The 17,806-nt window shown below is 39.0% G+C and carries 18 protein-coding genes and 4 tRNA genes; 11 read left to right on the top strand and 11 right to left on the bottom strand.

Annotated features, from left to right (window positions below):
* Nucleotides 1-282 precede the first annotated feature (282 nt).
* The 6 genes from EAE91_RS04010 to EAE91_RS03985 all read left to right on the top strand — a co-directional run bounded on the left by EAE91_RS04010 (nt 283) and on the right by EAE91_RS03985 (nt 3,752).
* Complete coding sequence (locus EAE91_RS04010) at nt 283-1,116, top strand: MurR/RpiR family transcriptional regulator (protein WP_214087351.1); 834 nt, start codon at nt 283-285, stop codon at nt 1,114-1,116.
* A gap of 221 nt (nt 1,117-1,337) precedes the next feature.
* Nucleotides 1,338-1,694: a hypothetical protein gene (locus EAE91_RS04005; protein ID WP_244868654.1), complete on the top strand. Its 357-nt coding sequence runs from the start codon at nt 1,338-1,340 to the stop codon at nt 1,692-1,694.
* A gap of 265 nt (nt 1,695-1,959) precedes the next feature.
* Nucleotides 1,960-2,295 (top strand): tRNA-binding protein, encoded by a 336-nt coding sequence (locus EAE91_RS04000; protein WP_214087349.1) that lies wholly within the window; start codon nt 1,960-1,962, stop codon nt 2,293-2,295.
* Between the two features lie 56 nt (nt 2,296-2,351).
* A complete protein-coding gene (locus EAE91_RS03995; RefSeq protein ID WP_214087348.1) occupies nt 2,352-3,056 on the top strand; it encodes a helix-turn-helix transcriptional regulator in 705 nt (234 codons plus the stop codon).
* 67 nt (nt 3,057-3,123) lie between these two features.
* Nucleotides 3,124-3,411: a type II toxin-antitoxin system RelE/ParE family toxin gene (locus EAE91_RS03990; RefSeq protein ID WP_214087347.1), complete on the top strand. Its 288-nt coding sequence runs from the start codon at nt 3,124-3,126 to the stop codon at nt 3,409-3,411.
* A gap of 14 nt (nt 3,412-3,425) precedes the next feature.
* Nucleotides 3,426-3,752: a HigA family addiction module antitoxin gene (locus EAE91_RS03985; protein WP_214087346.1), complete on the top strand. Its 327-nt coding sequence runs from the start codon at nt 3,426-3,428 to the stop codon at nt 3,750-3,752.
* Nucleotides 3,753-3,834: 82 nt separating this feature from the next.
* Here the strand turns inward: EAE91_RS03985 and EAE91_RS03980 are convergent, their stop codons facing one another.
* Together EAE91_RS03980 and EAE91_RS03975 are read right to left on the bottom strand one after the other, a co-directional pair.
* A complete protein-coding gene (locus EAE91_RS03980; protein ID WP_214087345.1) occupies nt 3,835-5,373 on the bottom strand; it encodes a peptide MFS transporter in 1,539 nt (512 codons plus the stop codon).
* 599 nt (nt 5,374-5,972) lie between these two features.
* Complete coding sequence (locus EAE91_RS03975) at nt 5,973-6,914, bottom strand: Kdo(2)-lipid IV(A) acyltransferase (RefSeq protein WP_214087344.1); 942 nt, start codon at nt 6,912-6,914, stop codon at nt 5,973-5,975.
* 283 nt (nt 6,915-7,197) lie between these two features.
* Between EAE91_RS03975 and EAE91_RS03970 the strand changes: the two genes are divergently transcribed.
* Entirely contained in the window at nt 7,198-7,434 is a 237-nt protein-coding gene (locus EAE91_RS03970; RefSeq protein WP_214087421.1) for a DinI family protein, read from the top strand.
* A gap of 241 nt (nt 7,435-7,675) precedes the next feature.
* Nucleotides 7,676-8,734: an oxygen-dependent tRNA uridine(34) hydroxylase TrhO gene (gene trhO / locus EAE91_RS03965; protein WP_214087343.1), complete on the top strand. Its 1,059-nt coding sequence runs from the start codon at nt 7,676-7,678 to the stop codon at nt 8,732-8,734.
* A 51-nt stretch (nt 8,735-8,785) separates the two neighbouring features.
* Here trhO and EAE91_RS03960 read toward each other — a convergent pair whose 3' ends face one another.
* The 6 genes from EAE91_RS03960 to EAE91_RS03935 all read right to left on the bottom strand — a co-directional run bounded on the left by EAE91_RS03960 (nt 8,786) and on the right by EAE91_RS03935 (nt 12,308).
* Nucleotides 8,786-9,388 carry a response regulator transcription factor gene (locus EAE91_RS03960; RefSeq protein WP_214087420.1) on the bottom strand — a complete coding sequence of 201 codons (603 nt, stop codon included), beginning with the start codon at nt 9,386-9,388 and terminating at the stop codon, nt 8,786-8,788.
* A 203-nt stretch (nt 9,389-9,591) separates the two neighbouring features.
* Nucleotides 9,592-9,846, bottom strand: coding sequence for a biofilm formation regulator BssS (gene bssS, locus EAE91_RS03955; RefSeq protein ID WP_036775794.1), 255 nt, complete (start codon nt 9,844-9,846; stop codon nt 9,592-9,594).
* Nucleotides 9,847-10,307: 461 nt separating this feature from the next.
* Nucleotides 10,308-11,360, bottom strand: coding sequence for a dihydroorotase (gene pyrC / locus EAE91_RS03950; protein ID WP_214087342.1), 1,053 nt, complete (start codon nt 11,358-11,360; stop codon nt 10,308-10,310).
* 218 nt (nt 11,361-11,578) lie between these two features.
* Nucleotides 11,579-11,654: transfer RNA gene (locus EAE91_RS03945), tRNA-Asn, on the bottom strand.
* Nucleotides 11,655-11,913: 259 nt separating this feature from the next.
* Nucleotides 11,914-11,989, bottom strand: a tRNA-Asn gene (locus tag EAE91_RS03940).
* 243 nt (nt 11,990-12,232) lie between these two features.
* Nucleotides 12,233-12,308 (bottom strand) — tRNA-Asn (locus EAE91_RS03935).
* A 732-nt stretch (nt 12,309-13,040) separates the two neighbouring features.
* Between EAE91_RS03935 and EAE91_RS03930 the strand changes: the two genes are divergently transcribed.
* The gene (locus tag EAE91_RS03930) at nt 13,041-14,117 is read left to right on the top strand and encodes a hypothetical protein (RefSeq protein ID WP_214087341.1); all 1,077 of its coding nucleotides are present in this window, start codon (nt 13,041-13,043) and stop codon (nt 14,115-14,117) included.
* A gap of 144 nt (nt 14,118-14,261) precedes the next feature.
* Here the strand turns inward: EAE91_RS03930 and EAE91_RS03925 are convergent.
* Nucleotides 14,262-14,337, bottom strand: a tRNA-Asn gene (locus tag EAE91_RS03925).
* A 144-nt stretch (nt 14,338-14,481) separates the two neighbouring features.
* The gene (locus tag EAE91_RS03920; RefSeq protein ID WP_214087340.1) at nt 14,482-14,988 is read right to left on the bottom strand and encodes a YlaC family protein; all 507 of its coding nucleotides are present in this window, start codon (nt 14,986-14,988) and stop codon (nt 14,482-14,484) included.
* Between the two features lie 483 nt (nt 14,989-15,471).
* On the opposite strand from EAE91_RS03920, the gene cspE reads away from it, so the two are divergent.
* Both cspE and EAE91_RS03910 read left to right on the top strand, forming a co-directional pair.
* Nucleotides 15,472-15,684 (top strand): transcription antiterminator/RNA stability regulator CspE, encoded by a 213-nt coding sequence (gene cspE, locus EAE91_RS03915; RefSeq protein ID WP_010847246.1) that lies wholly within the window; start codon nt 15,472-15,474, stop codon nt 15,682-15,684.
* A gap of 454 nt (nt 15,685-16,138) precedes the next feature.
* Nucleotides 16,139-16,837 (top strand): MgtC family protein, encoded by a 699-nt coding sequence (locus tag EAE91_RS03910; RefSeq protein ID WP_214087339.1) that lies wholly within the window; start codon nt 16,139-16,141, stop codon nt 16,835-16,837.
* Between the two features lie 542 nt (nt 16,838-17,379).
* Here the strand turns inward: EAE91_RS03910 and EAE91_RS03905 are convergent.
* Nucleotides 17,380-17,517, bottom strand: coding sequence for a hypothetical protein (locus EAE91_RS03905; protein WP_214087338.1), 138 nt, complete (start codon nt 17,515-17,517; stop codon nt 17,380-17,382).
* Between the last annotated feature and the right edge of the window lie 289 nt (nt 17,518-17,806).

Here is a 17,806-nt window from a genome sequence, read left to right as displayed (position 1 = left end):
TGATGTTAGTACTGAATCAGAAACTTTGATAATAGATATATGAAATATATGTTTTATTTTCAATGTTATTTGGAACAAAAGACAATTAGTGTGATCGGAGTAAGGTTTTTATGAATTACCGATAATTAGGTGACTAATTAGATGTTAATCAATATATTAGTAATAATAAATCATTACAATGAATGGATTATGTGTTTCATTTTTAACTATAAAAATGAAATATGATTCAGCTTATACGGTAAAACGATTACAATTGCTGGCGATAAATTTTATGGGGGATTTATGTCTGTCGCATCGAATCTGAATGAATTTCAAGAACAAGTCCGTTCACGCTATAGTGAATTGAGTAAACGCCTGCAACAAGTAGCTCGATATGTGCTGGATAATACCAATAGTGTCGCTTTTGATACTGTTGCTGTGATTGCCAAAGAAGCTGATGTTCCTCCATCAACATTAATTCGTTTCGCTAATGCGTTTGATTTCAGTGGTTTTAATGAAATGAAACAGCTATTCCGCATGCATATGGTGGAAGAAACTGCCAGTTATGCAGACCGAGCCAGGTTATTTAGGGAATTGGATGGTGAACAGGAGCCACCGGAAGACCCTCAGCATATTTTGCAGGAATTTGCTCGTTCAAATGTGCAGGCTATGCAACAGCTAGCTGCCAGGACAGCCCCCGAAGATTTAAGGAACGCAGTAGACTTATTGGCTCAGGCTAAGAATATTTACATTATTGGGCTGCGCCGTTCTTTTAGTGTGGCGGCTTATCTTTCTTATGCATTGAATCACTTGGAATGTCGCCCTTTACTCGTGGATGGTTTGGGGGGAATGTTCAGGGAACAGATTAATTTAATTGGGGAAGAAGATGTTGTCGTTTCAATCAGTTTTACCCCTTATGCAGAGGAAACTCTGATGGTCAGTGAGAGGGCGGCGAAAGCCGGAGCAAAACAGATCGTGATTACGGATAGCCAGATTAGCCCGCTTGCCAGTTTTAGTGATGTTTGCTTTGTCATTAAAGAAGCACAGGTGGATGCATTCCGTTCTCAGTCTGCTACTTTGTGTTTAGTGCAATCTTTGGCGGTTGCTCTGGCTTATCGGCAGGGAAACCCGATTTAATTGTGAGATAATCCCGTATATTCCCGATTAACCTCTAATGACTATTGACCCGCAGATTCCGGCGGGTTAATTCTTTACCGGGCCAGTACAAAGCACATAATTTAAATAAAGTGTAAACCTGATATTAATAACTGGCTTGTGGACATAAATACTATTGATTCTTATTGGCAATAATTATTTAATAATTATTCGAAGTTATGGTTTTGAAAAGGGAGCATATGATGATTAAGGGATCACGTTATATTTTTGTTATTTTATCCGCAATTTCTTGCCAGGTATTTGCCTCAAATTTTGACTACAAAAGTGATATTCCGGTTGATAATAAGCCATCTGAAGAGTATTTAAAGAAACGGGAAAATCTTAAACCTCAGCATTGGAATGTGGATAAACTCATTACAGATAATAATACGGCGGAGAAGCGGGAACTGGCGAGACAGGTGAAAGAAGATGAACTTAATCGGAAGAGCTTGGAGTTTAATGATCATGTCAATGAGAAAATCCATCGGGATCTTGAGCGTACTGCGCGTATTAAAGAGAATAACGGTATGACCAGAAGTAACTTTTTCGATCGGGAATAACTGTTACTCAAAGCAACTCGATAGTGAAGTGAATGACTTGTCGGGAAAAATAGGCAGTTTGTCGATAATTATTGACGCTCTTTCGAAAGAATTTTCTCCATTAGCGTGTGAGTATATACCCTATGGATTTCAAGATGGATCGCGACGGCAAGGGAGCGAATCCCCGGGAGCATAGATAACTATATGACCGGGGTGAGTGCAGCCAACAAAGAGGCAACTTGAAAGATAACGGGTATAATGACTTCGCACTAAAGGAGAAGAATATATGGAACAGATCGAATGGACTGATTTTGAAAAAGTCGATATGAGGGTTGGCACAATTATTTCCGTAGAATTGAATCCTAAAGCCAGCAAGCCTGCCTATAAATTACAAATTGATCTTGGCGAGTTGGGTATTAAAAGCTCAAGCGCCCAGATAACTGTGCATTACACACCTGAACAATTAATTGGTCGTCAGGTTCTTTGTGTATGCAATTTTCCACCAAAACGGATTGCTGGCGTTAAATCAGAGGTGTTGTTAACCGGCAGTGTGGATGAAAATGGTGCGGTGGTGATCGCAGAATTTACTCTTCCTGTCCCGAATGGTCATAAATTATTGTAAACCAAGCTATTTTGTTGTCGAATAAATGAAGTGTATTTTAATCAGCGACAATAAATATGGTTGTTCAATTACCTTCATTACATTTACGCCGGTATTCTGCTGAAACTATTAGCCATAGCCACCAAGGGTTATGGCAGTTCGTTTTTGGCTATAATGGGCAACTTGAGTTAAACGTAGAAGGGCAACAAAGTACCGTTAGTTTTGGCAGTGTTGTTATGATCCCACCGGATGCGAAACACAGCTTTTTCGCTAGTGGTGAAAATCAGCAATTGGTGCTGGAGTTGCCTTCGGCACTGTTTAATCAATTACATAGTGATTCTTTCTGGCAACCATTACCTGATTCTGCTCTTGCTCTTATTAAGTGGTTGCATGATTACCCACAGGCACCCGCTAATCACGCTGATGCTGCCCGTTTACTACTCGCTCAGCTACCACAAGTAGGTTCGTCAACGTTGATAGTCAAACTCCATCAGGGGCTTGTTGGGCGTCTGCATGAGAAAGTGACGGTGATGGATATGGCTGATATTTGCTCAGTATCTGCCAGTACCTTGCGCCGTAAACTTTTTATTGCAACAGGAATGAGTCCAATGGCTTATTTGAAAACGTGCCGGATGGAATTTGCCTCTAATCTGTTGGCTTACAGTGATAGGACTTTGGCTGACATCGTTTTTCTGTCTGGTTATGCCTCCCAATCAGCCTTTACCTTTGCATTTAGTCAACATTATGGTTGTACTCCAGCGAGGTTGCGTAAAGCCAAATGATATTTTCAGCATTTTATGACTTGATGCACAACATGATTGTGCGTAATATACAAACAACGAGGATGTTATGGCTGTTGAATTCAAGGATAGATGGCTAGAAAGATTTTATGAACAGGATTTACCGCACAAATGCATACCCGCATCTTTACAGCGTGCGTTATACAGAAAACTACAAATTTTGGATGCTTCGGTTAAAGAGGCTGATTTAAGAATCCCTCCGGGAAACCACTTTGAATACTTGAATGGCTATTTGAGGGGATGGTGCTCAATAAGAGTAAATAAGCAATATAGGCTTATTTTTCAATGGATTGATGGTATTGCGGTTGATACATATCTGGATACTCATAACTATTAAACTGAGGGAAATAAATGATGAGGAATACAAAACGTCGCCCGGCAACAGTTGGTGAAATATTGGTGAGTGAGTTTCTGGTACCTTTGAATATCGAAATTAATGTGCTTGCGGAAGCTATGGGTGTTCACCGCAATACATTAAGCAGGATTGTGCATGATAAAGGTTCGTTAACCGTTCCTATGGCGATCAAATTGGCAGCGGCTTTGGGGAACACAGCGGAGTTTTGGCTTAATATTCAGCATGCCGTTGAACTATGGGATGTGCGTAATCATGCATATCAAGCGGAACTACTGAATGTAAAACAGGTAGTTGAGCCATCAGTTGCAACGGCAATGCACTAATGTGTTTGTTTTCAAGAGCACGAATGCGTTGAAGTACGTAAAGCCATCTTATGATGAGATGGCTTTACGTGAGTGATAAGTATTATTGAATTTTCGCTTCTGATTTATCAGCACTATTAAGCAGGCGGCGAATAGGGACAATTAACGCCATCAATACCACTGCACAAATAACCAGAGCCAAAGATACACGGGAGAACAGATCAGGTAGATTGTCCAGTTGGTCAGCGCGCACGTGTCCACCAATCAAGCCGGCAGCTAAATTACCCAAAGCATTTGCACAAAACCACAAGCCCATGATTTGACCACGCATTCGCGACGGGGCCAGTAGCGTCACCGTCGCGAGTCCAATTGGGCTAAGGCACAGCTCACCGAGTGTCAGAAACAGAGAACTTGATATCAGCCAGAAAGGAGAAACGGTTTCACCTGTTGCCAGCACATTTTGCGCAGCCAGAATCATCACGCCAAAACCACCGGCAGCGAACAGAAGACCAATAATGAATTTACTCATACTGCTCGGGTTGATGTTGTTTTTGGCCAGTTTGGGCCAGAACCAGCTGAATACGGGGGCCAGCAGGATAATAAACAGTGCATTAATTGATTGGAACCATACTGTCGGGATCTCAAACCCCATCACTATACGGTTAGTATAATCATTGGCGAACAGGTTGAATGACGTTGGCGTTTGCTCGAATGCAGACCAAAAGAATGCAGCAGATACCAGCAGGATAAAACAGACCAGCAGGCGCGAACGGTCACTACTGCTTAAACCGGCAAACAGGAACAAATAGGCGAAGTAAAGTGTTACACAGGATGAGATCACATAGACCATTGCGCTAGCTACGGCTACCGGATTGAATGGAATTACACCAAGGATTAGCAGAGCAATAATAGCAATGATAGCGATAACAGTGGTAAAGACCCATTTGCCGACGTTTTCACGCTTCACTGTAGGGTGGTCCCAGCTTGAATCCAAACCACCTTCTTTATCATATTGGCGCATCAAAGGGATCGTGTAGAAACGGAATATCAATAGGGCGACCAGCATCCCCAACCCTCCGATACCAAAACCCCAGTGCCAGCCATAGTCACGAACTAGCAAGCCTGTAGCCAGAGGAGCGATGAAGGAACCGATATTAATTCCCATATAAAATAGGGAAAAACCACCGTCACGACGTGGATCATCTTTTTTATACAGCGTGCCGACCATGACGGTGACACAGGTTTTAAACAGTCCTGTACCTAATACGATCAGTAATAAGCCAATAAAGAACAAATAATGACTTAAAAAGCCGGAGAGAGCGATAGACAGGTGCCCTAGTGCAATAATGATTGAGCCATACCAGACTGCTTGACGTTGGCCTAACCAGTTATCCGCTAGCCAACCACCGGGCAGTGCGGTCAGATAAACACTACCTGCAAAGATACCGACAACAGCCGCGGCCTGTTCACGGGGAATACCCATACCACCATCATAGATAGTTGCCGCCATGAACAAGATCAGCAGTGGACGAATGCCGTAGTAAGAGAAACGTTCCCACATTTCTGTGAAGAACAAAGAACTTAATGGGTAAGGATGCCCAAAGAAAGTTCTGGTTTTTGTATTGTTAATGGAAGATTGCATCTAAGTTTTCCTATAAAACTACACTTTAGGAGTGCAGTGTGTGTGACAAATCAAGCTTTTAAAAAGCTCTTTCAAATTTAGGTTTAGAGCAAACAAAAAAGCCACGTTTTTATTAAATGATGTCATGTCTTGTTAATATATTTTTAACATATTTTTCGGTCAATTTTATTAACAAGTAGGGTATCTCTTACTTATATTCCATTTTTCAGAGCAAAATCCGACATAAATCTCATTTCTCATAATTGATAGGTTAAAATAAAGATAATACCTATTGACTTATTTCTATTTATATTTGATGTCTTTTTATGGAGAAAATATTTTAAAATAATAAATTAAGTAATAACGGTAATATATAAGATATCTTTTCAAAGGCTAGATATTAACGGTGATAGTTAATGATAAGAAAAATAACGTGATTTGATTGTCAACTTGGTATTTATTATGAAGTTTTAGATGAGTCCTTGTTTCTTATAGAAAAATTGGGAAAAAATTAAATTAAAAATTATAACCTCAGCACTGAAATAAGATAGTCAATTATTGGGTTGCATGCGAAAGTGATTATGGCTGTTTCCTGGATAAAGAAACAGCCATTAATAAATTTAATGGACTTTATCAGCTTGTCCGTACAGAGATGGCATCCCCTTAGGTCGGGTTTTAAAGCGACGATGCAGCCACATATATTGATCAGGTGCTTGTAAAATTTCCTGTTCTACAACTTTGTTCATAAAGGCAGCCGCTTTCACTTCATCGTCTTTTGGAAATCCTACTACTGCCGGTTGAATAATCAGTTCATAACCTTTTCCATCAGGTAGACGACGGGGGGTAAATGGGATCATTGCCGGATCAGCGAGGCGCACAAGTATTGAAGTGCCGGTGGTGGTTGCAGCATGTTCTACAGCAAATAGCGGTGCAAATACGCTTTTTCGTGGGCCATAATCATGATCGGGGGCGTACCAGACAATTTCGCCGTTTTTCAGACAGCGGATCATGCCTTTGACATCTTTTCTATCCAGCATGTATTTGTTGGAGCGCAGTCGTCCCCATGTTTGTAGCCAATCCATCACTGGGTTATCGTTTGGACGGTAAACGCCAATGCCGGGATTGAGCAAACCGAGAATGCGGGCACCGAGTTCCAACGTCAGGAAGTGGATGCCAATAACAATAATTCCTTGCCCGGTAGTTTGAATTTTCTGAATGTTTTCTCGCCCAGTCACTTTAAACCAGCGTTCTATCCGCCAGTCAGGCCAAAACCAGGCCATACCCGTTTCAAATATTCCCATTCCGACGGATTCGAAGTTTTTTATTAATAGTGCGTCGCGTTTCTCCTGTGACATATCAGGAAAACATAGCTCAAGATTTCTTTCGGCAACTTTGGCACGTTTTTTCAGAAAGCGCATAGAAAACCTGCCCAGACGAGTGCCTATCCAGTAAATAACGGGATAGGGGAGCAGAACCAGTAAGTAAAGCAGACTGATACCAAACCAGGTAGGCCAATAACGGGGATGAAGTAGTGAACGTTGAAAAGAAGGTGCTTGTATCATGGATTCTCGGGTTTTTATAGTTCCAATAAGATGGACAAAACAATTTCTCTATTGTGACATTTTTTAACGGGATATCGAAGTTTTCAAGCATGAAATGTTTATGATCTCAATTTTAGTCGATAGTGGGGTGATTATTTATTATCCCGTTTTGCCATTGATGAAAGAATGGTAGCTCATAATTTACTGATAAATAAAAATTAAAATAGTTTTACAGAGCTATTTACAATTCATGTAGATAATATTACTGTTTATATGAACAGTATTGTTTGTGGAGGGAAAAATGATGCATGTAGAAGTCACTATCGATAAATCTAAAAAACTACCAAAAGGTGCTGTCCCTGCGCTTGCTGAGGAACTGGATAACCGTCTTAAACGTCGATGGCCTGATATTAAAACCAATGTGAAGTTGGCAAGTCATGATGGGCTATCTGTTCGTGGTGGCACTTCTGATGACAGGAAAGCCGTTGAAGAGATTCTACAGGAGACATGGGAAAGCGCTGATGATTGGTTCCAGCCCTGATAAGAATTAAGCTACTGCTAGTTAAACCTGCGGGTAACTTATCTATCCTAATTGCTTGTGTCTAAAGGGCTGCATGCTCAATTAATGGGAGGGGTGCCTCCCGTTTTACTACGGATTTCCTATCGCTGCGTTATAAATGACTACTCGTTGAAAATCATTTTCGTTATCATATTACGCTTGATGGCGGAGGCTATCATTTATACATCCCTATTTTATGACTTGAAATTCAGGAAAGTACACCATGCCAGTGTTACACAACCGCATTTCTAATAAAGAGCTGAAAGAACGTATGTTGGCGGAGACCCAACCTCGTACTACCATCTCTTTTTACAAATATTTTAATATCTTAGATCCTCTGGCTTTTCGTAACAGCTTGTATCAACAATTTATCGACCTCTCAGTATTTGGCCGGGTTTATATTGCTAAAGAGGGGATCAATGCTCAGATAAGTTTACCAACTCATAATTTGGAAGCATTCAAGGCGTTATTGTATAGCGTTGATCCTGCATTGAATAATTTGAGGCTGAATATTGCCCTGGATGATGATGGGAAATCTTTCTGGGTTCTGCGTATGAAAGTACGTGATCGCGTAGTGGCTGATGGGATTGGAGATGAAACTTTTGATCCATCAAGAACCGGCGAGTACCTTAAAGCAGAGCAGGTCAATCAGATGCTGGATAATCCTGATACGCTATTTGTCGATATGCGCAATCACTATGAATATGAAGTCGGGCATTTTGAAAATGCAATTGAAATTCCTTCTGATACATTCCGTGAACAACTGCCAATGGCGGTGGAAATGTTGCAGGATAATAAGGATAAAAATATTGTAATGTACTGTACCGGGGGTATTCGTTGTGAAAAAGCCAGTGCTTATATGTTGCACAATGGCTTTAAAAACGTCTATCACGTAGAGGGCGGTATTATCGAATATGCTCGTAAAGCGAGAGAACAGGGATTACCGGTACGTTTTATTGGTAAAAACTTTGTCTTTGATGAGCGGATGGGAGAGCGTATCTCAAATGATGTGATTGCTCATTGCCATCAATGTGGTGCATCTTGCGACAGTCATACTAATTGTAAGAATGAAGGGTGCCACTTGTTATTTATTCAGTGCCAAGAGTGTGCGACTAAATTTGAAGGCTGTTGTAGCGAAGTGTGCAGAGAAGAAGTCAGGTTACCGGAAACCGAGCAGCGTGCTCGCCGTGCTGGCCGTGAAAATGGAGCTAAAATATTTAATAAATCCCGGCATCGTCTACAGGATGGATTGAGCAGTACTTCACTACAGTCTGTTGAATAACGTGATTAATCGCTGGCACAGAGATCTAATGTGCCAGTTTGTTTGATTGAGTTAATAGAGATATTTGAATACATTGTAAATAAAGCAGAGTTCAATTCTATTGCGTACATTTATTTTTTCAGTAATGTGTCTTTTATGGGAATAGACTGTGCTACTACTGATTTTTAACTTTTTTGATATCTGGTAATTAGGGATTTCTTGCATCCAGTAATCGATAACTTTGTGCTCTTGAGGACTGAAAATAGAACAACATTGGTCAACTGTTGTTTTATGTCTCTGAATTTCTTGTAATGTAGTTTTGCTAATCTTATTAAGCAGATAGGTAAGATTTCTCTTTGACAGAATAAAAGCGTTATCCTTCAATGTAATATGATTGTCACAATAAGGATAAGCACTATCAAGGTATATATATATACGCGTGTTATCTATAAGAGTAATGAATTTCTGTAAATCGGAACAGTAACTGGCATGATGACAATAATGTGTCAAGTTAGCTAGAACGATATCAGGAGAAAAATGGGTTACAATATCTATAGCCTCGTTAATTGAAGGCGCATCAACGATTTCAAGGTTTTCAGCATTATCGTTTTGCTTTAAAAACTCGCTGATACCTGAACGGGTATAATAGCACTCTTCAACAATTAAGATTTTCATTATTGTACATCCCTGTTCCTGTTTGGCCAAACTCACAATAAACGCCCCATCTATTAGTAGTCAACTCGGCAATTGTGATGGTTAAGTTAACTTAATCCGAAATTATTATATAGTGATATGGTATTCCAGACAAAATCTTTGAGATGAATTGATGTGTCTCCTAGCCGGACACCCATTTATACGGGTGTCCGGGTTTAAGATTATTAATGTTTCGTATGGTTTAGATCGCTGTATTCTGAAGATTCGATCTTTTCAATTCCTGCCTGGAGGATGTATATCAATTGCTTTGCAATGTCAGTTGTCAACCATAAGGTTCGATCTACCATGACATGTTCTGGTGTTTGATCTTGGGAGGACAAATAGTGAAGGCGTAGCATCATTGCATCATATGTATCAACGGTACTGACATCCCAACCTACTACAGGATGCGTTTGAATAACCTCATCTTTACTGCCCATAAAACCTCCTAATCAGATCACTGCATTATTTATTAATATCATTGACTAAGAGCAAACTACCTCATTCTTGAATGAGTCATTAGTTAGTATATGCTTTTTAATGAAAGTAAGAAGGTTTTTTGTTAGGAATTATGAGCCAATTTGTTGGTGTATTGATAACTATGTAAATTATTGACATCTTTGCATCTTAGTTCTTTATGGCTCAAGCGGGCTGGACAGTTATCACCTGACCGCCTCGTTAGCGCGGTTTGTACCCAAGCTGGTGGCGCATTTCATACCAACCTTGATCCACTATCGCGCGATTTAGCTCAGATTTTGCTGATGCGTGTGGCGATGCTCGAAGTTGTGAAACAATATACGTGGCTAATGCTCGGTCGAAATTCTTCTCCCGACTTGTATCGGCGGGAGAAGAATTTCGAAGGAAAGAAGGATGGGGATAATGACTATCCCCCCATGTTATATCAGTCTACTACTTTCACATCCCAACGGGCATCTTCGCCAGCTAAAAATGGAATAAGTCTTTCATTGTTGCAATCGATGTGTTCAATGATGGTAAAAGGTTTGCGAGTCAGTTCAATAAAGCCTTCATTGACAGGTAGCCCGTAAAATTTAGGGCCATTAAGTGAACAGAAAGCTTCAAAATGCTGTAATGCATTCATCTCTTCAAACACTGTTGCATAAGCGGGTAACGCTGATGGTGCGTTAAAGACGCCGGCACAACCACAGGAGGACTCCTTTTTATGTTGTGCATGTGGTGCCGAGTCTGTGCCCAGGAAGAAGCGATCACAACCACTGGCGACGGCTGCCCGTAAAGCCTCTTGATGCACATTACGTTTCAGCACAGGCAGACAGTACAGGTGTGGACGAATCCCGCCAACCAGCATATGGTTGCGATTGAACATGAGATGCTGTGGAGTTAATGTTGCTGCCAGATTGTCATCGCTTTCCAGCACATATTGTGCAGCTTCTTTGGTAGTTATGTGCTCAAACACAACTTTCAGTGCTGGGAACTGGTTACGTAGTGGTTCCATAACTTGTTCAATAAAACGGGCTTCTCGATCAAAAATATCAATATGAGAAGCAGTAACCTCACCGTGAACCAGCAGAGGCATCCCCAATTTTTCCATCACTGCTAATAGTGGATAAATATTCTTTATATCAGAGACGCCGTGACTTGAATTGGTTGTGGCATTGGCAGGGTAGAGCTTACAGGCGGTAAAAATGCCTTCTTTATAACCTATTTCTATCTGAGAGCTTTCAGTAGTGTCAGTAAGATAACAGGTCATAAGAGGCTGGAAGTTATGCCCTTCGGGAATGGCTGCCAATATTCTGTCTCTATAGGACTTGGCACTGACCACTTCTGTAATCGGCGAAAGCAGATTAGGCATGACGATAGCTCGGCCAAAGCAATGACTGGTATAGGGAACGACAGTTTTTAGCATTTCACCATCACGGAAATGAATGTGCCAGTCATCAGGGCGGCGGATTTTTATTGTGTATGATTTAGTGGTCATGAGAAACCGGCTCCAGTATATATGATAGGAACGAAAGATGCTGAGTTCAGCATATTCAGGCCGGGAATGGATGATAAAGCTAAAATGGTCGAATAGCTATTAATGAATATAATTTTTAGCAAAATTATCAGCTAAATCAACTAGGTTAGGGTAATCAGAGGTGGATTTTCTTATAACAAAGGAAAAATTGAAATATGAGGGTAAAAAAGAAATGAAGTTGGCTCCTCCAACTGGACTCGAACCAGTGACATACGGATTAACAGTCCGCCGTTCTACCGACTGAACTATGGAGGAACTCCTTCACAACGAGGCGTATATTAGTGATATGCTTCGGCTTTGTCAAAGTAGAAAATGATAAAAATAGTTTGTTTGCTGACAAAATGCACTTGTTGTTATGTTTTTATGCTAATTAATTGAGGGTTGATGGAATTTTATTCCATTAAAGTAAGTTGAATAGAATTACTGTGCTTATGCTGTGAGCAAATAGTGGTGGAGAACTAAGTAGAGAGGTCACAATAGCAAAAATCCCGCACTAAGCGGGATTTTCATAATTTGGCTCCTCCAACTGGACTTGAACCAGTGACATACGGATTAACAGTCCGCCGTTCTACCGACTGAACTATGGAGGAACTCCTCAACAACGGGGTGCATATTAACGGTATGTTTTTGCTTTGTCAAAGCGGAAAATAACAAAAATGGTTTGTTTGCTGACAAACTAAACTTATTGATCTGTTTTTATGCCGAATAAGGGGTATTTGCTGGAGATATATGCTATAGGAAGCGGGTTGGTCAGAATTATTATATTACGTTGTAAGCAAATGGTGGAATTTAGGAATAAAAAAAGCCCGCACTGGGCGGGCTTCTTATGAATTTGGCTCCTCCAACTGGACTCGAACCAGTGACATACGGATTAACAGTCCGCCGTTCTACCGACTGAACTATGGAGGAATTGTCCTTGACAACGAGGCGAATAATATCTGGGTATTTTGGGCTTGTCAAAGGGCAAAAATGAAAATTGAGTTTGATTGGTTAACTGATGTTCAAAATGATATTTTTTTACCATTTTTTAGGCAATTAAATTTTTCAGTTCAGGAAATGAGAGAATTAACTGATATTTATCTATGATAATTGGATGGTGAAAATATCATCTATGTTTTTTATTTAGAAAATAATTAATCATAAACATTAAAAATATGATCAAGTATATACCAGGTGATTTTATTCTAATTTTCCCAAATGGCTTTGTATTTTATGATAATTTTCCTATTTTATCTGTTTTAATAGAGTGCTTATTGTATTTTGATATTTATTAGCTGATTTACTGGTCTATAATTCTTAACTGAAAAAGTAATTTGTTATCTGAACTCTGATTTGGTATGTATGATATTAATCCAAACCAAAGAGGATATTAAAGAGTTTGCCATTGATAATGAAATCTCATTTACTGCTAATATACTAAGGTATTCTCAATTTAATAATATATTTTCATATGTGTATAAAATGAAATAAATAAAAGTTGTTTCAGTAAGTATTGAAAACCTGAATATTAAGATTTTAAATATTATAAAATGATTAATAAGGAGGTGTAAATAATTTTGAATATAAAATCGGTAAATAATATTTCCTTCGAAAGCAATGGCTAATTTTCTAGTGATTTTTATAAAGATATGAGGAAAAGTCATGAAGTTTTTAATTAATACTGATGTCGCTAACTGGGTTTCGCATAAAGATTGGTTTAATGTTCCATTGCGGTTATTTGTCGTTCTACAGGATGATGATGGTTCTGTACCATTAGATACTTACAAAAGTAAAATTGTAGTGAATGGCTTGAATGAGGGCGAATATGAAGTTGTAAATAGCGATAACGCATTCAATCCTGTTAGTAGAGCATTTGAAATATTAGTAAAAATTAAAACAGATCAGAAGGTTAACGCCACAATAGGTTTTGAGGCTGAAGTAACGGATGCGAGTGGTGGTGTGGTAGCGAAAGCGGTTCTGAATCGATTTAAATTGAAATCTGTAGGATTGGTAGCACCTGTATATCCAGCGTATTATGATAATGTCATTAGTGGTGATGATATAAAAGCAGGAGTTAAAGTACTTTTCACTGATTCCAATATATTAGATAAACATGAGCTGAAATTTGTTTTTGATAATGATAATGTTGAAGTTGTTCCTGGTGTGCAAAATAGCGGTGATATTCGTAGCTTGCCGGTAAAAGATGTTCTCCTTACTGAAGGTAAGCATGATAGCCTTTATTATACTATTAGCGAAAGCGGTGCTGCTAGATTTTCTGCTATTCAGCGTGTGCTTGTAGAGCTTGATGAAGATTCTGAGACGGTTCAGGTCCGTCGCGATTTGGAAGTACCTTACATTGAAGAGTATGATGAAAATAGGGGGCGACCAATTGGTGAAAGTATTATTGAGTATGACATCAATATTTCGGTCAGTGATGTTAAACTTAAAGAGAAACAATTGAAAAAAGGTACAGTACATATAAGAGGATATTCTGCTGACGATCGGGATACAGGGGAGTTAGTATTAAAGATAGATTCTTTACAAAGTAGTGAAGATAATGTTTTCAAATTGGCTGTAATTAATCCTGAAAAAAATGCTGATGGTCAACCGGGTGGAATTGATTTCTTTAATTATATAGGTAATGGTCAGGTAAAAATTCATTACGAAATATCATTTGTTGGTGAAGTGAATATATTGCATAAATCTAAAGAGAAAATTTACAAAGTAGTTCTGGACTAATCGGCTTGGTGCTCGCGAATGTTTGTTGCTTGCATAGAAAAAAGCCCAATTCATATTGGGCTTTTCTTGCATGTTAACCGTTTTTTGTATACTAGCTATCTCATGCATACTAGAGATTCTCTTTAGCATCTCCAAATTTGAATTTGGCTCCTCCAACTGGACTTGAACCAGTGACATACGGATTAACAGTCCGCCGTTCTACCGACTGAACTATGGAGGAATCGTTCTTGGGAACGGGGCGAATACTAGCGATCAATTGAAATGCTGTCAACGCCAAAAAGCTTACTATTTTATTATTTGCTTGTCATATGAGCACATTGCCTTATAACTATGCTATTTTACTGAAATTGAGTATCTTTGTTCATTATCGACTACCCATGATCGGTAACGGTGTTGTGATATGTGCTTGTTCAGGAAATGCTATGATATAAACATCATAAAAATGAATTTCACCTTTCATGTGCACAATACGTTTGATTTCATCTTTTATTGCTAATGGAACATGGGGATGAGAACAAAGATCTTTGATTGCGCAATCTGAGATTCTTTCGCTGACGAACCATTCACCGTTGTAACATACTCGTAGATCAAGTACGCCGATATCATCAAACCGATACACTGGTTTGATTTCGAATAATAAAACCGCTGACATAATAATGAAGAGTACTGTAAAAGCTAGCAGTGAAAATAAACTAAAATATGGGGCGTACCAGATAAGTGACGCGAGAAGCAGGTAGGATACCAGCATAGCTAGGCAAAGATAAGGATGGTTACTGATAAACTGGCTGTTAAAACGAGGTTTACCATCACGTTGCTCTTCAATGTTGATTCGTTCAAGATCCTGAATCAGTATCTGTTTAATGATATTCATATATTGACCTGATTAAGCAAAGGGAAAATGAAATATTTTCATCGCTATTTATTCTTAAGGTTAGCATGGGGGAGGTTATCTTACGTAGATCAGTTGTTTTATTTTAATCTGCCAACTGTTATTGACTAAGATTAACTCTAACGCTTTCATTAAGATAAAGGTTGAATAAATCAAAAAAATTTATAACTAATGACATTATTTGTTTAGTTGTTGCTTTAATAATGAGCATAAATATTTTTTTTAAAACACCAATGCATAAAAAGGTTGCTATTCCTTTTCTATCATGAGTTAATGCAGCCGGCCTGATAAACAGACCTACTTTATGTACGACATCTTGAGTTAATGAGTTATGTGTAAGTGTTATCCTCAGATAGCCTTTGTTGACGCGTTTCCTTCTTAGTGCCTCCATAAGTAATAGCTGATATAACTGGCCAATACATGCCCAATGGTGGCAAAATTTTTTTGATATATAGGAAAGTCACAATGTCTGACAAAATGAAAGGTCAAGTGAAGTGGTTCAACGAATCTAAAGGCTTCGGTTTCATCACCCCAGCTGACGGTAGCAAAGACGTATTCGTTCACTTCTCTGCCATTCAGGGTAACGGTTTCAAAACTTTGGCAGAAGGCCAGAACGTAGAATTCACCATTGAAAATGGTGCTAAAGGTCCAGCGGCAGCAAACGTAACAGCTATCTGATTGCTTGGATGATTTTTTAAGCCCGTCGCTATTTTCTATAGCGGTGGGCTTTTTGTTGGTTAGAGTCATATCTTTCTTTACTTATTGATTACTCCTGATTATACTTCGTCCAAATTTCGTTGGAGAGATAACCCATTGGACAGTCAAAATTTTCAGTTAAATAGACAATAAAACGGCAAGCTGTTCATTTCCTTCCGATTTGCTGCTTGCCGAATAAAGCGGGCAGTACCACTCAAAATATCTGAGCTGTACTTACTCAAAAAATAGCGTTATCCGGTACTTAATCAAGTAGTCAGGATAGTATATTGGGTTTTTATTATGCTGTTATATATTTACGCGTTGTTACCTCCTGGTATGGACAGAAAATAGGGCTGAATTAAACATTCAGCATACATTTCTGTGTGCAAAATAAATGCACATGATTATTTATCCATTTAGCTGTATGGAGAATGTCATGTTAATAACTCCTTTTGTCTTTCATTTATTATCGGCTATGTGCTTTGGCGCATTAATTGGTGCTGAGCGCCAATGGCGCCAACGTATGGCAGGTTTAAGAACCAATGCATTAGTTGCGACCGGCGCAGCAGTTTTTATCCTCAGTTCAATAACAACTTCACCCGATAGTGCCGGACGTATTGCTGCACAAGTTGTTTCAGGCATTGGTTTCCTCGGAGCGGGTGTCATTATGCGGGAAGGTATGAATATTCGTGGATTAAATACCGCAGCAACGCTATGGTGCTCTGCTGGAATTGGCGTGTTGTGTGGCCTTGGGCAATATTGGCTAGCCGCGATAGCAACCGCGATTATTCTTTGCGCAAATATATTGTTACGTGAAGCTGCTCAACGAATTAATTTACAACCCAGGCAGCAGACCATTGATCAGGTGCAGTGTTATAAAATTCACATAGTGTGTGACAGTGATGACGAAATTCTGGTGAGAACTTTGGTATTACAGGCTCTCAATGGAGTAGCTGTGAGGTTACAATCACTGAGTTTCCCTGATAGGGTTCAACCTGGAAAATTTGAAGTACGTGCTGAAGTGTTAGCAACACTGGCGGAGCAAAAAGAGATAGAAGCAATTGTTTGTCGTATCAGTCTGGAAAAGAGCGTTAGCTCAATAAACTGGAAAATTGCTTCTGAACCACCTATCTGAAAATCTTTTATATAAAGCAGCAATCACTAGTTTGATAAAGAATCGTCATTGACGGATGGTGCTTCGTCATAAGAAACAAATAAAGCGTTGCCTATGGTGTGTTTTCACGGTTAGGCAACGTGTAATTAAGAAACTATTTAGCACTATTTTCTGAATAATTAAGGTGAATATTTCGCCCGTGATGCTTTTATTTATACGCAGGTGATTTTGGCAAGGATAAATTATAAACAAAGTTGTGAAGTTTGTGATTAACGGTAATGACAGTACTTTGTTGTAGTTTTGCCGCTCTTGCTACTGAGAATGACTGATTGAATATCTTGTACCAGGTGAGATCAGGTTTTTGTGCTATTTGAGGCAGAGATGGAAAGCGATACTAGTCAAACAGTTACCATTGTTACAATTATCTATCATTGACTGTAGATTTCAGGTTACGTTTGGCCGTAAGCCAGGTTGATTACAAATTTGCTTTATATCAGTAATAGTTTTAGATGGTATTGTTGATTAATAGCTTCACTGGGTAAAATTCGTTCGATACGGTATTCTTAGCCTTGGTCATTGTCGCTGGATTGATTGTTAACATTGTTATTCTCATACCAGAATTTAGTCGTAGTAAACCTGATATAGGTATCATGCGCGGGTACAGAAAAATTGATGAGTTGATATTTAATTTGGTTTGTCATCAGTTACTCGTTACAGCTCAGGATTTTCAGTGAAAATATCAATTATTTTCAAAGGATAAGTAGAAGAAATGATCTAAGTTTGTTCTTATATAAGAGTAAAATAGATAATAATTCTGCTTGATGGAGAATGTCGTGAAAAAATAATGGAAGTAGTCAATGGTTACCATCAGACAAGATTTTAAAGTATTAATTTAACCGTTCGATATTTATCCGATGATAAAGTAAAAACTTTGGTCATCTTTATGGTGAGCAACGAGTGATGATATTACAGGAGTTGCTAACTTTCCTT

Source organism: Photorhabdus noenieputensis (assembly GCF_018448935.1).
Taxonomy (GTDB): domain Bacteria; phylum Pseudomonadota; class Gammaproteobacteria; order Enterobacterales; family Enterobacteriaceae; genus Photorhabdus; species Photorhabdus noenieputensis.
Note: the sequence above shows the minus strand (reverse complement) of the source record. Positions and strands in the feature narration are given on the sequence as shown.